General features: G+C 66.9%; 17 protein-coding genes. 12 read left to right on the forward strand and 5 right to left on the reverse strand.

Annotated features, from left to right (window positions below):
* Positions 1 to 77: 77 nt before the first annotated feature.
* On the reverse strand, positions 78 to 401 hold the full coding sequence (locus tag ACP693_RS12470) for a DUF1476 domain-containing protein (protein WP_426019842.1): 324 nt from the start codon (positions 399 to 401) through the stop codon (positions 78 to 80).
* A gap of 289 nt (positions 402 to 690) precedes the next feature.
* On the opposite strand from ACP693_RS12470, the gene purC reads away from it, so the two are divergent.
* The 6 genes from purC (at position 691) to ACP693_RS12500 (ending at position 5,084) form a co-directional block, all read left to right on the forward strand.
* On the forward strand, positions 691 to 1,449 hold the full coding sequence (gene purC / locus ACP693_RS12475; protein ID WP_135194926.1) for a phosphoribosylaminoimidazolesuccinocarboxamide synthase: 759 nt from the start codon (positions 691 to 693) through the stop codon (positions 1,447 to 1,449).
* Entirely contained in the window at positions 1,449 to 1,685 is a 237-nt protein-coding gene (gene purS / locus ACP693_RS12480; RefSeq protein ID WP_066550016.1) for a phosphoribosylformylglycinamidine synthase subunit PurS, read from the forward strand. Before purC ends, purS begins: the two co-directional genes overlap by 1 nt.
* Before the next feature lie 95 nt (positions 1,686 to 1,780).
* Positions 1,781 to 2,260 carry a YbhB/YbcL family Raf kinase inhibitor-like protein gene (locus ACP693_RS12485; RefSeq protein WP_426019844.1) on the forward strand — a complete coding sequence of 160 codons (480 nt, stop codon included), beginning with the start codon at positions 1,781 to 1,783 and terminating at the stop codon, positions 2,258 to 2,260.
* A gap of 60 nt (positions 2,261 to 2,320) precedes the next feature.
* The gene (locus tag ACP693_RS12490; protein WP_426019845.1) at positions 2,321 to 3,523 is read left to right on the forward strand and encodes an MFS transporter; all 1,203 of its coding nucleotides are present in this window, start codon (positions 2,321 to 2,323) and stop codon (positions 3,521 to 3,523) included.
* A 33-nt stretch (positions 3,524 to 3,556) separates the two neighbouring features.
* Positions 3,557 to 4,219, forward strand: a complete 663-nt coding sequence (purQ, locus tag ACP693_RS12495; protein ID WP_426019847.1) for a phosphoribosylformylglycinamidine synthase subunit PurQ — start codon at positions 3,557 to 3,559, stop codon at positions 4,217 to 4,219.
* 160 nt (positions 4,220 to 4,379) lie between these two features.
* On the forward strand, positions 4,380 to 5,084 hold the full coding sequence (locus ACP693_RS12500) for a hypothetical protein (RefSeq protein WP_426019849.1): 705 nt from the start codon (positions 4,380 to 4,382) through the stop codon (positions 5,082 to 5,084).
* 6 nt (positions 5,085 to 5,090) lie between these two features.
* On the opposite strand, the gene ACP693_RS12505 is transcribed toward ACP693_RS12500, so the two are convergent.
* A complete protein-coding gene (locus tag ACP693_RS12505) occupies positions 5,091 to 5,294 on the reverse strand; it encodes a hypothetical protein (protein WP_426019851.1) in 204 nt (67 codons plus the stop codon).
* Positions 5,295 to 5,351: 57 nt separating this feature from the next.
* Positions 5,352 to 5,777 (reverse strand): hypothetical protein, encoded by a 426-nt coding sequence (locus tag ACP693_RS12510; RefSeq protein ID WP_426019853.1) that lies wholly within the window; start codon positions 5,775 to 5,777, stop codon positions 5,352 to 5,354.
* A gap of 74 nt (positions 5,778 to 5,851) precedes the next feature.
* Here ACP693_RS12510 and ACP693_RS12515 point away from each other — a divergent pair, with 74 nt between their 5' ends.
* Positions 5,852 to 6,649, forward strand: coding sequence for a hypothetical protein (locus ACP693_RS12515; protein WP_426019855.1), 798 nt, complete (start codon positions 5,852 to 5,854; stop codon positions 6,647 to 6,649).
* Between the two features lie 3 nt (positions 6,650 to 6,652).
* Here the strand turns inward: ACP693_RS12515 and ACP693_RS12520 are convergent, their stop codons facing one another.
* Positions 6,653 to 6,904, reverse strand: coding sequence for a Tat pathway signal protein (locus ACP693_RS12520; RefSeq protein WP_426019857.1), 252 nt, complete (start codon positions 6,902 to 6,904; stop codon positions 6,653 to 6,655).
* A complete protein-coding gene (locus ACP693_RS12525; RefSeq protein ID WP_426019858.1) occupies positions 6,901 to 7,041 on the reverse strand; it encodes a hypothetical protein in 141 nt (46 codons plus the stop codon). Before ACP693_RS12525 ends, ACP693_RS12520 begins: the two co-directional genes overlap by 4 nt.
* A gap of 111 nt (positions 7,042 to 7,152) precedes the next feature.
* Here ACP693_RS12525 and purL point away from each other — a divergent pair, with 111 nt between their 5' ends.
* From purL to ACP693_RS12550, 5 genes are all read left to right on the forward strand, one after another.
* Positions 7,153 to 9,381 carry a phosphoribosylformylglycinamidine synthase subunit PurL gene (purL, locus tag ACP693_RS12530; RefSeq protein WP_426019860.1) on the forward strand — a complete coding sequence of 743 codons (2,229 nt, stop codon included), beginning with the start codon at positions 7,153 to 7,155 and terminating at the stop codon, positions 9,379 to 9,381.
* The gene (locus ACP693_RS12535; protein ID WP_426019861.1) at positions 9,378 to 9,815 is read left to right on the forward strand and encodes a DUF305 domain-containing protein; all 438 of its coding nucleotides are present in this window, start codon (positions 9,378 to 9,380) and stop codon (positions 9,813 to 9,815) included. Before purL ends, ACP693_RS12535 begins: the two co-directional genes overlap by 4 nt.
* Before the next feature lie 2 nt (positions 9,816 to 9,817).
* Positions 9,818 to 10,321, forward strand: a complete 504-nt coding sequence (locus ACP693_RS12540) for a hypothetical protein (RefSeq protein ID WP_426019863.1) — start codon at positions 9,818 to 9,820, stop codon at positions 10,319 to 10,321.
* Between the two features lie 95 nt (positions 10,322 to 10,416).
* Positions 10,417 to 11,808, forward strand: a complete 1,392-nt coding sequence (locus ACP693_RS12545; protein ID WP_426019864.1) for a cytochrome P450 — start codon at positions 10,417 to 10,419, stop codon at positions 11,806 to 11,808.
* 72 nt (positions 11,809 to 11,880) lie between these two features.
* Positions 11,881 to 12,957, forward strand: a complete 1,077-nt coding sequence (locus tag ACP693_RS12550) for a glycosyltransferase family 4 protein (RefSeq protein ID WP_426019866.1) — start codon at positions 11,881 to 11,883, stop codon at positions 12,955 to 12,957.
* Positions 12,958 to 12,961 lie beyond the last annotated feature (4 nt).

Raw genomic sequence — 12,961 nt, forward strand, 5'->3', positions numbered from 1 at the left:
CCGGCGAAAAGAAAGGGCCGCACTTTCCCCCGGGTGCGGCCCTTTCGAATTCTCTCATTAGCCCGAAGGCCTGAAACCTATTCGCCGGCGCGAATGCCTTCACGGGCGATCGAGGCCAGTTCGTCGATCTTGGAGCGAATCTCGCCTTCCGACACGGACAGGCCGGAGGCCTTGAAGTCGCCGGCGACCTTGCGGAACACGTCCTCGTCGCCAGGCTGCTCGAAATCGGCTCGCACGACGGCGGCGGCGTACTGATCCGCGCTCTCGCTCGACAGGCCCATCTTTTCGGCAGCCCACAGGCCCAGCATCCGGTTGCGCCGGGCGATGGCCTTGAACTCCTGCTCCTGATCGAGGGCGAACTTGGCCTCGAAGGCCTTTTCCCGATCGTCGAAGGTCGTCATTTCGCTCAGCAAAGCTCCGTCCACCCCGCTAACGTCGGGGCAAGCGCCGTCTATAGACCGCCCGTCCATGAACGCAACCTGACTTCAGTCGCACACGCGCCCTGTCCCCAACCATTCCATCCGTCGCCATCCTCATTTGTATCGGGGGCCGCCTTCGGCTAAGGAGACGCCGAACGAGATTGACTGCCCGAACGATTCCGAAACGCGCCGCCAGGACCGGGTCTTCCCCATCCAAAAATGGCCGCGCGATTTTTGTTTCTGGAGGGCGCCCGTAAGCCGGGACCGGACCATGAACAGCAAGCGCAAGAAGATCTACGAAGGCAAGGCCAAGATCCTGTACGAAGGACCCGAGCCCGGCACCCTGATCCAGTATTTCAAGGACGACGCCACTGCGTTCAACGCGCAGAAGAAGGCCGTCCTCGAAGGCAAGGGCGTGGTCAACAACCAGATCAGCGAGTTCATCATGTCGCGCCTGAACGGCATCGGCGTGACCAACCACTTCATCAAACGCCTGAACCTGCGCGAGCAGCTGATCCGTGAAGTCGAGATCATTCCGCTGGAAGTCGTCTGCCGCAACATCGTCGCCGGCTCCATGAGCCAGCGCCTGGGCATCGAGGAAGGCACGCCCCTGCCCCGCTCGATCATCGAATTCTACTACAAGAAGGATGAGCTCAACGACCCGATGGTCACCGAAGAGCACATCACCGCCTTCAACTGGGCCTCGACCCAAGAACTCGACGACATGCTGGCCATGACGGTGCGCGTGAACGACTATCTGTCGGGCATGTTCAGCGCGGTCGGCATCACCCTGGTCGACTTCAAGATCGAGTTCGGCCGCGTCTGGGAAAACGACTTCAGCCGCGTGCTGCTGGCCGACGAAATCAGCCCCGACAGCTGCCGCCTGTGGGACACCACCACCGGCGAGAAGCTGGACAAGGATCGCTTCCGCCGCGACCTGGGCAATGTCATCGAAAGCTATACCGAAGTCGCGCGTCGCCTGGGCATCATGAAGGGCATGCCGACGGTGATCCAGGGAGGGCTGCACTGATGGCTAAGGTCAAGGTTCACGTCTTCCTCAAGCCCGGCGTCCTGGACGTTCAGGGCAAGGCCGTCGAAGGCGCCCTGCAAGGTCTGGGCTGGTCCGGCGTCTCGAACGCCCGCGTCGGCAAGCTGATCGAGTTCGACCTCGCCGGCGCCGAAGACCCGCAAGGCGAAGCCAAGAAGATGTGCGAGCAACTGCTCGCCAATACGGTGATCGAAAGCTACCGCATCGAGGCGGCGTAAACTCTGCCGTCTCCTCCCCATTTCATGGGGAGGAGACGGTTGCATCCTTCGACATCGACGCCAGTTTAGCAGACGGCTTGATTGACGGAGCGCCCATGACCTTCACCCTCACCTCCACCGATATTCAGGACGGCGGCGTGCTACCGGACGCCCAGGTTCACGCCAAGGGCAACCAATCGCCTCACCTCGCCTGGTCCGGCGCGCCGGAGGGCACTAAGAGCTATGCGATCACCTGCTATGATCCCGACGCGCCGACCGGCTCGGGGTTCTGGCACTGGACCGTCGCCAACATCCCCGCAGACGTGACGGAGCTGGAGGCTGGCGCCGGATCGTCTGGCGGGCATCTGCCGCACAGCGCCATTCAGGGCCGCACCGACTTCGGCCAGGCCGGTTTCGGCGGCGCCGCCCCGCCTCCCGGCCATGGTCCGCACCGCTACATCTTCACCGTCTTCGCCGTGGATGTGGAAAGCCTGGACGTCACGGCCGACAACTCGGGCGCCGTGTTCGGCTTCAACCTGCACTTCCACACCCTGGCCAAGGCCTCGATCACCGCGACCTACGAAAACAAAGCGTGATCGCTGTCGGGCGGCTTCGCCCTTGTCGTGTCATGAACGCTGATTAGTTTGCAGTGCAACATGACAGACGCCGCCCTCGACACCGCCCTTCCTGTCCGCTCGCGCGGGGCGGTCGCCCTCGTGCTGGTCGCCCTGGCCATGGGCGGTTTCGCCATCGGCGTGACCGAGTTCGCGGCCATGAGCATCCTGCCCGACTTCGCCGCCGGCCTGGGCGTCGATGCGCCGACCGCTGGTCACGTCATCAGCGCCTATGCCGCCGGAGTGGTGGTGGGGGCGCCGATCCTGGCGGTGCTGGGGGCGCGGCTGCCGCGCTGGCATCTGCTGATCGGCTTCATGGCCCTGTTCGCCGTCGGCAATGTCCTCAGCGCGCTGGCGCCCACCTATGGCTGGATGCTGGTGTTCCGTTTCCTCAGCGGCCTGCCGCACGGCGCCTATTTCGGCGTGGCGGCCCTGGTCGCGGCCTCCATCGTGCCGCTGCATTTCCGCACCCGGGCGGTCTCGACCATCCTGATGGGACTGACCGTCGGGACGGTGCTGGGCGTGCCCGTCGTCAACATCATCAGCCATGCCTATGGCTGGCGCTGGACGTTCGCCATCGTGGGCGTGCTGGCCGTGATCACCATGGCCCTGGTCGCACTGTTCGCCCCGCGCGATCCGGCCCATGCCGACGCCAGTCCCTGGCGCGAACTGGGTGCCCTGAAGCGCGGGCAGGTCTGGCTGACCCTGGGTGTCGGCGCCGTCGGTTTCGGCGGCATGTTCGCGGTCTATGCCTATCTGGCCTCGACGCTGCAGGCCGTGACGGGCGTGGGGGCCGAGGTCCTGCCCTGGGTCTTCGCCGTGTTCGGGGTCGGCATGTTCCTGGGCAATATTCTGGGCGCCTGGGCGGCCGACCATGTGGGGTTCAAGGCGGCGGGCGGCCTTTTGCTGTGGAGCGCTGCGGCTCTGGCCCTTTATCCCATGGCGGCGTCGAATCTTTGGGCCGTGATGGGCGTCGTCTTCCTGATCGGTGGAGGCGGCGGCTTGGGCTCCGTGTTGCAGACCCGCCTGATGGATGTCGCCGGCGACGCCCAGACCCTGGCGGCGGCCCTGAACCACTCGGCCTTCAACACCGCCAACGCCATCGGCCCCCTGCTGGGCGGCATGGCCATCGCGGCGGGTTACGGTTGGACCTCGACCGCCTGGGTCGGCGTCGGCCTGTCGCTGGGCGGGTTCGCCATCTTCCTGGTCGCCTGGCTGACGGGTCGGGCGCGCGTGACGGCCTGACAAGCCAAAAGAACCCTGCTAAAGGGCCGCGCCATGAGCGCAGCCGTCATCGTCTTCCCCGGTTCCAACTGTGATCGCGACTGCAAGGTCGCCGTCGAACGCTCCACCGGCGAGTCCGTCTCCATGGTGTGGCATGCAGACACCGAACTGCCTTCGGGCCTGGACCTGATCATCATTCCCGGCGGCTTTTCCTATGGTGACTATCTGCGCTGCGGCGCCATGGCGGCCCAATCGCCGGTGATGCAGGCCGTCAAGAAGGCGGCGGACGAGGGCGTCGCCGTGGTCGGCATCTGCAACGGCTTCCAAATCCTGTGCGAGGCCGGAATGCTGCCCGGCGCCCTGTTGCGCAACAAGGGGCTGAAATACGTCTGCAAGCACATCGCCCTGACCGTCGCCAACGGCCAGACGCGCTTCACCGCCGGCTATCAGGGCCAGCCCGAAGTGACCATGACCCAGGGCAACGGCGACGGAAACTTCTTCGCCGACGCCGAGACCCTGGCTCGGATCGAGGGCGAGGGCCAGGTCGTCTTCCGCTACGTCGACAACCCGAACGGCTCGGTCAACGACATCGCGGGCATCCAGAATGCGCGCGGCAACGTCCTTGGCATGATGCCCCACCCCGACCGCGCCTTCGAGGCCGAACTGGGCTCCGCCGACGGCGCGACGCTGTTCCGGAGCATCTACGCGGCGGCTTGACGGCAATCTGAAGTTAGGGCGGATTGTGCCCATGCGCAGTTCTCTTCGACTCACCGCCACTTTCTTAGCGCTCGCCACAGCGACACCAGTACTGGCTCAAGAAAGCCCCTCACAAGGCGAGGACTGGACGTTGACGGCCGTTCCTGAGCGAAAGGCCGTAATGGCCACGATCGACTTCACCTCGGGTCTTGCCATTGCCGCGCGTTGCGTCGATGGCGTCTACGATGTGCTGATCACGGGGCTGCCCGAGGCAACAAGAAGCTCGACCTCGCGTGAACTGGGAATCCAGGCGGGCGATCAGGAAGAACCCTACACCTCAGTCTGGACTGTAGGCACACAACGTAACACCGCCTTTAGCCGCATTCCCGCCGTTGTCGCCCGCGATTTGGCCAAGGGCGGCAAGCTTCAGGTCATTGTGCCTGCCACAAGCAACGGCCCGCGCACGCGTTATGTCATGGATCTCGATCCTTCCAGTACGGCTATAGAGCAGACTTTGACCGCTTGCGGACGGCCGATGGTGGATCCCCGCGAAGCTCGGGCTGATGAAATCGACGGCAATGGCCAAGACGGATTGCCCAACACAGTACGGTGGCAAACCATGCCCCGACCGGTTTTTCCAAATCCTGTTGGTGGCAGAATGCCGCTCGAAGGCTATGTCGCGCTCTCATGCGTCCTGACAGCCTCGGGTCAGTTGACCGAATGCCAAACCGAAAGCGAGCAGCCGGCAGGGTACGACTTGTGGAAGGCCGTCGAGCGTTCGTTGCCGCGGGCCAGACTGGAACTGTCGGATGAAGCCTCGGCGGCCGGCCTGACTTTGGCCGGCCGAATGGTCCGCTTCTCGGTCAATTTCAAGGTCGAGCCCTAAGCCCGTCTAGATGTCCTTAATCTGAGACCGACCGTCGGAAAGGTCGGCAGCTTGGTCGTCTTCGTCTGCGTCGTCGAACGCCTTTTCACCAGCCTCACGCTGGGCGGCCAGTTCGCGGGCGCCTACGCCGAGGCCTTGTTCGATGGCCCGGTTAGCTTCGACCTCTTTTTCGAGCGAGGGCGTGTGGTTGTCGGTGTCGAGATCGGCCATGGGGTCTTCCTGTGTTGAAGGCTGCCCCTGACAACCGTTCGGTCGCGGCGATTGTTCCTATCGACCGAAAAACGGCTCCAGGCTGGCGCGCGACAGGGGGCGGAAGATCAGGAACTGGCCGCCGACGGTCAGGGTGATCTCGTGCGCCTGGGGGCGTTGCAGCAGGACGGGGTCGTCCAGGGAGACCACGCGACCCGAGGCGATGTCGCGCGCATCCAGCGGCGGCAGGGTCGGTCGACCATTGGCCGAGGCCAGAGCCGCCATGAAACCCCGAACCTCATTGGCCTGTTGCGCGGGCGTCGGGGCGGAACGGACGCGGGTCCATGCCGTCTGGACCGGCGTCGTCAGGGTCGAGACGGTTTGCGCCCGCCCCTCGCCCGCCACCGCAAGGACGGCGAAGGCGGCGAGGCACAGGCAGAGAAGGCGAGCCCTGATGATCATGTCCCACAGGATGAGGCCGCCGAACGCCAATGCAAGCTTCACTTTTATAGCGTGATGGATGAACCTTCTGGCGGTCCGGCGCGTAAAGGGCCGATAAGCGTCGCACTGGAACCCGAATGTCCTCCATCATCCGCCCCACACCGCGCCAGCGCACCCGGCGCCTGGTCGTCCTGGCCGCCGCCCTCTTCGCCATCGTCGTGCCCTTGGTGCAGAACCTGGCCGGTCTGGGACTGACCCAGGCCGAATTCGCCGCCGACGGCAACACCACCCTGCGGGTCGCCGGCTACGCCTTCTCGATCTGGGGTCTGATTTATGTCGGCGTCCTGGCCTATGCGATCCGTCAAGCCCTGCCGCAGACCGGCGAGAGCCCGCTGCTCAACCGGATGGGCCTGCCGTCCGCCGTCGCCTTCTTCGGCATCGGCTTCTGGATCATCGTGGCGGCCATGAACCTGAAGGCCGCCAGCGTGGCCGTGATCTTCGCCTCGCTGATCGCCCTGCTGCTGCCGTTGCTGGCGGTGTCGGGCCATATCCGCGCGCTGCGGCTGATGGACCGCGAGCGTATCCTGCTGGTTTGGCCCCTGGCGGCTCTGGCCGGCTGGCTGACGGTCGCCGCGCCGCTGAACCTGATCACGACGGTGACGGCCTTCGACGCCCTGCCTGCCGCCCTGTCGCCCAGCCTGTGGGCCATCGTCGCCATCGTGGCGGTCGTGGTCGTCGCCCTGGCGGTGACGGCGGTTCTGAGGACCATGGCCTATCCGTTGCCGACAGCCTGGGGCCTGCTGGGCGCCTTCGTCGCCGAACAGGCGGACAAGCCCGCCGTCGCCTTCACCGCCCTCGCCGGCGCCATCGTCCTGCTGATCGGAGGGCTGCTGCTGACCTTCCGCCTGCGGCCGGGCATCGAACGCGCCCGCTAAGGCTCAGGGTTTCGGCGTGTCGGTGACGGCGTCGTCCTGAGGCTCGTGATCGTCGGCGCCGACGTCAAAGGCGCCGTCTTCATCGAAACCGACGCTGCCGACCCCGACTGCCGAGCCGGTCAGACGCTGACGTCGGCTGGCCATTGCGGCCTCCGGCGCGGCGGCGTCCATCTCGGCGGTCGTTTCGGGATCGTTCGAACGGTCCATCTGCTGGCCCGAGGCCGGCGTGATGCGGTCGGTGTGGGGCTTGCTCATGCCGCATCCTCCTCGGTGTCGTCGGCCTGCTTCTGGGCCCTTTCGGCCAGGGCGGATGCGCCGGCGTCGTCAGCGGCGATCTCAGGCAGGTCGTCGTCTTGCGGGGTTGCGGCGGGGTCGATGGGGGTGTCGGTCATGGTCGGCTCCTGTGGCTGTCGCCTGAATCAACCGTTCGCGTTGTTCGATGTTCCCCGATCTTGCGCCGTGCGGGCTGACATTTGGCCCATCTGCGGCTAGAAGCGCCGCCCATGAGCGCTCCTGAAAAGACCCCCGTCAAAACGATGGCCGAACTGGCCGCCGAATACGGCCTGGCCCCGAATGAATATCAGGTCGTCCTCGACCGGCTGGGCCGAGAGCCCAACCATGTCGAGCTGGGCGTCTTTTCGGTCATGTGGTCCGAGCACTGCTCGTACAAATCCTCCAAGATCCACCTGGGCAAGTTCCCGACCACCGGCGACCGCGTCATCTGCGGGCCGGGCGAGAACGCCGGTGTGATCGACATCGACGACGGCGACGCCTGCATCTTCAAGATGGAGAGCCACAACCACCCCTCCTACATCGAACCCTATCAGGGCGCGGCGACGGGCGTGGGCGGCATCATGCGCGACGTCTTCACCATGGGCGCCCGGCCGGTGGCCCTGCTGAACGCCCTGCGTTTCGGCGATCCCTCGCACGAGAAGACCAAGCGCCTGGTCAAGGGCGTCGTCTCGGGCATCGGCGGCTATGGCAACTGCGTCGGCGTGCCGACCGTGGCGGGCGAGACCAACTTCCACTGCGGCTACAACGGCAACATCCTGGTCAACGCCATGTGCGTCGGCCTGGCCAAGTCGGACAGCATCTTCTATTCGGCCGCGCCCTCGGCCGGTCTGTCGGTGGTCTATTTCGGCTCCAAGACCGGCCGCGACGGCATCCACGGCGCCACCATGTCCTCAGCCGAGTTCGACGACGAGTCGGAATCAAAACGCCCCACCGTCCAGGTCGGCGACCCCTTCGCCGAAAAGCTGCTGATCGAGGCGACCCTCGAACTGATGGCCTCGGGCGCTGTCGCCGCCATCCAGGACATGGGCGCGGCCGGCCTGACCTCGTCCTCGGTCGAGATGGCCGGCAAGGGCGGCGTCGGCATCGAGCTGAACATGGACGCCGTGCCCCAGCGCGAAGAGGGCATGTCCGCCTATGAGATGATGCTGTCGGAAAGCCAGGAGCGGATGCTGGCGGTCCTCAAGCCCGGCCGCGAGGCCGACGGCGAACGCATCTTTAAGAAATGGGGCCTGGACGCCGCCACCATCGGCGTCACCACCGACACCGGTCGTCTGGTGCTGAAGCATCACGGCGAGACCGTCTGCGACGTGCCCCTGGCGCCCCTGTTCGACGACGCGCCCCTGTACGACCGCCCCTGGGTCCAGCCGGAACTGCATCCCCGACTGAACCCCGCCGACGTCCCCGCGCCCGAAAACTGGGCCGATGCGGTGATGAAGGTGATCGCCTGCCCCGACATGGCGTCCAAGCGCTGGATCTGGGAACAGTACGACCGCCACGTCATGGCCGACACGCTTCAGGACTCGGCCACCGGCGCCGACGCCGGCGTGGTCCGCGTCCACGGCACGGACAAGGGTCTGGCCGTCACCAGCGACTGCACCCCGCGCTACGTTCAGAACGACCCCTACGAGGGCGGCAAACAGGCCGTGGCCGAGGCCTGGCGCAACCTGACCGCCGTCGGCTCGCGCCCGATCGCCATCACCGACAATCTGAACTTCGGCAACCCGCAGCGCCCCGAGATCATGGGCCAGATCGTCCGCGCCATCGACGGCATGGCCGAAGCCTGCCGCGAACTGGTCTTCCCGGTCGTTTCAGGCAACGTCAGCCTGTATAATGAGACCAACGGTGTCGCCATTCCGCCCACCCCGACCGTGGGCGCCGTGGGCCTGCTTCCCAACTATGACGTGGTGACCAACTTCTCGACCATGGCGGCGGGCGACACTCTGGTCCTGATCGGCCAGACGGTCGGCGAACTGGGCGCGTCGATCTATCTGCGCGAGGTGCTGGGCCGCGAGGACGGCGCACCCCCGCCCGTCGATCTGAAGCTGGAAAAGAAGACCGGCGACTTCGTGCGCGACCTGATCGAGGCCGGCGACCTGACCGTGGTCCACGACCTGTCCGACGGCGGCCTGATCGGCGCCGCCGCCGACCTGGCCCTGGCCTCGGACGTCGGCGTGACCCTGGACGCCTCCAGCGCGACCCACGCCCACATCTTCCTGTTCGGAGAGGACCAGGCCCGCTATCTGGTCGCCGTCCCCGACGCCGACGCCCTGATCGCCAAGGCCCAGGCCGCCGGCCTGCACGCCTCGGTCGTCGGCCACGCCGGCGGCGACGCCTTCGGCTCCAAGGGCGACAAGGGCGAACTGTTCAGCATCCCCGTCGCCCACCTTCGCGAATGGCACGAAGGCTGGATGCCGGGCTGGCTGGGCGACGCCGCATGATCCGCGTTCTCGCACCGCTCGCTCTGCTCGGTCTGCTGGCCGCCTGCGACGGCGGCGGCGACCCGGTGCAGCAGGCGCTGCGCGACACATCGGCCGCCAACCATGCGGCGGCGACCCGCACCACGGCCGAGACCCAGGCCGCCGGCCACGCCGGTCACGCCAAGTCCGGCCCTACGCCCGGCGATCAGGCCTTCGCCGCGTCCGAAGCCGAGATGCACGAGAAGATGGCCGCCGCATCCGGCCAGACCGTCGATCAGGCCTATGTCGCCAAGATGATCGCCCACCACGAAGGCGCCGTCGCCATGGCCGAAGTCGCCTTGCGCGACAGCCGCGACCCCGAAATCCGCCGCATGGCCCAGAGCGTCGTCGATACCCAGACGCGCGAGATCGCCGAAATGAAGGCCTGGGCGCCGACCTCCGCACCGGCCAACTGAGGATGAGCAAGGGACCCTCTCTCGGCGGTGGAAAACGGGCTGGTCCCTCCAAGGCCAAGGCGGCGCCGACTGGACGCGCCCGGGCGCAGAAGCCGGAGCGGCGTGCCGGAAGCCCGTCGTCCCAGCCGTCACAGATCACCAGAGACGAACTGAAGCATTTCGCCTTTCGCGATCGCTCCAAGGAGGCGTTTCTGGACGAGCTCGACCCTTTGCTCCGCGCCTGTTTCAAGAGCGGCTTCACCCGGCCCAACGAGGTCGCCGGCCTGCTGAACAAGTCGGGAAAGACAACCGCCTGCTGCCAGCCCTGGACGCCTCACCTCGTCTGGGGTCTTCAACGCTTTTTGTTCGAGCGGCGCGAAAAGAAGAGAGCCTCTCAAACGGCTCCCGCAGCGCCGACGGCCCCGGTTTCAAAGCCCGCAGCCTCAAGCCAACGCACGAAGGATCTGGCCGCTGAAGACATGGCGCGGCTGCTCGGCGCCATTGCCAGGGCGCGGCCGTCGCGTTGACTTCGCATTGATCCTGCATGAACGCATGCACCAGATCGCGCGTATAAGGGATGATGCGCCCGGCTGAACCGGCGATCTGCTTGAGGGACGGTCCTATGGACGCGACGACCGCCGACACCATCTTCCGCCCCGCCATACCGCCCCGGCGGACGGGCAAGCCCCTGTCGCTGCTGCCCTTTCTGTGGATCAGCTGGCGCGACCCGATCCAGATGTGGTCCGAGCGGCATTTCACAGAGCCGCAACTGCACGGCAACTCGGCCTTCGGCGAAATCCTGGTCGTCAGCCACCCCGAGGGCGTCCGCCACGTCCTGACCGAGAACGCCGCCAACTATGAGAAGGGCGACCTGCAACGCCGTGTGCTGGGGCCGATGCTGGCCGAGGGCCTGCTGCTGACCGAAGGCGACACCTGGCGCCGCGCCCGCCGCATCCTGGCCCCCCTGTTCACCCCCGCCAAGATGGCCACCCTGAACGCCCGCATGGCCGAGGTCTGCCAAGCCCGCGTCGCCGGCTGGTCCCTATCGGCGCGCGGCCGGGTGCTGGATATCGACAGCGAAATGTCAGGCCTGACCTTCGACATCCTGTCCGCCACCATGTTCTCCGACGAACTGGGCGGCGAGGCGCGCGGGTTCGAGCGCGCCCTGAATCAATTCCTGGCAAACGGCGCCCGCATCGATCCGCTGGACGTGCTGGGCGCGCCGGACTGGGCGCCGCGCCTGGGCCGTCTGGCCAGTTTCCGCTCGGCCCGCTTCTTCGAACAGCGCGTCACCACACTGGTCGAGGCCCGCCGCGCCCGCATTGAATCCGGCGACGCCCCGCCTGACGACCTGCTCAGCGCCCTCCTGCTGGCCCGCGACGAGAACGGCGGACCCGGCCTGTCGGACGATGAGGTCGCCTCCAACATCCTGACCTTCATCCTGGCGGGGCACGAGACCACCGCCCGCGCTCTCGGCTGGACCCTGCACCTGCTGTCGCGCCAGCCCGAATACCTGGCACGGCTCCAGGCAGAAGCCGACGCCTTCGACGTCTCCGATCCCAAATGGGCCGACGCCCTGCCCTGGACCCGCGCCGTGCTGGACGAGACCATGCGCCTGTTCCCGCCCGCCCCGACCATGGCCCGCAAGGCCCTGGCCGACGACGAGATCGGCGGTCAGCCGATCAAGGCCGGCGCCACCGTCATCATCTCCCCCTGGATCCTTCAGCGTCACAAACTGCTGTGGGACGACCCCGACGCCTTCAAGCCCGAACGCTTCCTGCCCCAGAACCGCAAGTCCATCGACCGCTACGCCTACATCCCCTTCAGCGCCGGCCCCCGCGTCTGCATCGGCGCCGCCTTCGCCATCCAGGAGGCGATGATCGCCCTGGCCGCCATCCTGCGCGTGGCCGAGGTTGAGGCCCTGACGACGGTCGAACCCCGACCGGTCCACCAGATCACCCTGCGCAGCCGCGAACCCATGCGTCTGCGGCTGAGGGCGCGGCGCAAGGGCTGACCCAGCCCAACCGTCCCCCTTCCGCCATGAACGGTCTATAGGTCGCGCAGCCTCTCCCATCGGATTCCACCCTTGCGCACCGCCGTCCTGCTCCCTCCGGGCTGTCTCTTTTCCGAAGCCCAGCCCAACTCGATGGAGACCGTCGTGCGGACGATGGCGGGCGTCGATCAGGGCGTGGAGACCCGCATCTTCTGCTGCGTCGGGGCGGACGATCACAATGCTCCCGGCGTGGACGCCCTGCCCCCCGGCCGCATCCGCATGCCCACCCTGATCGAGCGGCTGCGCGCCTTTCGACCTGATGTGATAGAACACCATCAGCAGGTGAAACAGGCGATGGCGGTTCAGCAGGCCATGCCCGATACGCCCCACCTGCTCTATCGCCACAACGCCCTGCGCCCGCCGCGCCACCCCATCGACCGTTGGCGCTACAGGGCGCGCTATGAGCGTCTGGACGGCCTGGTCTTCGTCAGCATAGCCGAGCGCGACGCCTTCGTGCGCAACTTCCCCGATCTGGACGACCGGGCGTTCGCGGTGCCCAACCCCATAGACGCCAGCGCCTGGCTGGCCTCGCCCGAGGACCGGGAACCAGTCATCTCCTTCGCCGGTCGCGCCATGCCTGAGAAGGGCGTCGATGTCCTGTGCGCCGCCCTGCCCGCCGTGCTGGACGCCCATCCCGACTGGCGCGCCGTGCTGATGCTGAACGACTGGGACGATCATGCCCGCTGGGCGGCCCGGCACGTCGCGCCCCTGGAACCCTATGGCGACCGGGTGGAGGTGCTGAAGTCGGCGCCCTTGGCCGAGGTCCGGCGACGAATGCAATCGGCCGCCATCGCCCTGACGCCGTCGGTCTGGGACGAGCCGTTCGGCCTGACGGCGATCGAAGCCCATGCGGCAGGCGCAGCCCTGATCTCTTCCGGCCGCGGCGGCTTGCGCGAAGCAAGTGGGCCGCACGCCCTCTATGTCGATGCGGTGACGCCCCGGACGCTGGCGGCGGCGATGGACCGGCTGATCTCGGCGCCCGACGAACGGCTGGCGCTGGCGCAGGCCGGCCAGGCCTATGTCCTGGCGACCCATACGCCACAGCGTCGCGCTGCCGATCTTCAGGCCATTCGCCGGACCCTGATCGAGCGCCGCCAGGCAGCCCCCTGAAGCC

Origin of the sequence: Brevundimonas sp. TWP1-3, from assembly GCF_049896085.1 — a bacterium.
Lineage (GTDB): Bacteria > Pseudomonadota > Alphaproteobacteria > Caulobacterales > Caulobacteraceae > Brevundimonas.

Excerpts from the sequence above, each read along its gene's own strand:
- ACP693_RS12535 (WP_426019861.1), top strand. The coding sequence starts at position 9,378 with ATGATCCGCGTTCTCGCACCGCTCGCTCTGCTCGGTCTGCTGGCCGCC.
- ACP693_RS12545 (WP_426019864.1), top strand. The coding sequence starts at position 10,417 with ATGGACGCGACGACCGCCGACACCATCTTCCGCCCCGCCATACCGCCC.
- ACP693_RS12490 (WP_426019845.1), top strand. The coding sequence starts at position 2,321 with ATGACAGACGCCGCCCTCGACACCGCCCTTCCTGTCCGCTCGCGCGGG.
- ACP693_RS12470 (WP_426019842.1), bottom strand. The coding sequence starts at position 401 with ATGACGACCTTCGACGATCGGGAAAAGGCCTTCGAGGCCAAGTTCGCC.
- purL (WP_426019860.1), top strand. The coding sequence starts at position 7,153 with ATGAGCGCTCCTGAAAAGACCCCCGTCAAAACGATGGCCGAACTGGCC.
- ACP693_RS12525 (WP_426019858.1), bottom strand. The coding sequence starts at position 7,041 with ATGACCGACACCCCCATCGACCCCGCCGCAACCCCGCAAGACGACGAC.
- ACP693_RS12500 (WP_426019849.1), top strand. The coding sequence starts at position 4,380 with ATGGCCACGATCGACTTCACCTCGGGTCTTGCCATTGCCGCGCGTTGC.
- purC (WP_135194926.1), top strand. The coding sequence starts at position 691 with ATGAACAGCAAGCGCAAGAAGATCTACGAAGGCAAGGCCAAGATCCTG.
- ACP693_RS12485 (WP_426019844.1), top strand. The coding sequence starts at position 1,781 with ATGACCTTCACCCTCACCTCCACCGATATTCAGGACGGCGGCGTGCTA.
- purS (WP_066550016.1), top strand. The coding sequence starts at position 1,449 with ATGGCTAAGGTCAAGGTTCACGTCTTCCTCAAGCCCGGCGTCCTGGAC.
- ACP693_RS12520 (WP_426019857.1), bottom strand. The coding sequence starts at position 6,904 with ATGAGCAAGCCCCACACCGACCGCATCACGCCGGCCTCGGGCCAGCAG.
- ACP693_RS12515 (WP_426019855.1), top strand. The coding sequence starts at position 5,852 with ATGTCCTCCATCATCCGCCCCACACCGCGCCAGCGCACCCGGCGCCTG.
- ACP693_RS12540 (WP_426019863.1), top strand. The coding sequence starts at position 9,818 with ATGAGCAAGGGACCCTCTCTCGGCGGTGGAAAACGGGCTGGTCCCTCC.
- purQ (WP_426019847.1), top strand. The coding sequence starts at position 3,557 with ATGAGCGCAGCCGTCATCGTCTTCCCCGGTTCCAACTGTGATCGCGAC.
- ACP693_RS12505 (WP_426019851.1), bottom strand. The coding sequence starts at position 5,294 with ATGGCCGATCTCGACACCGACAACCACACGCCCTCGCTCGAAAAAGAG.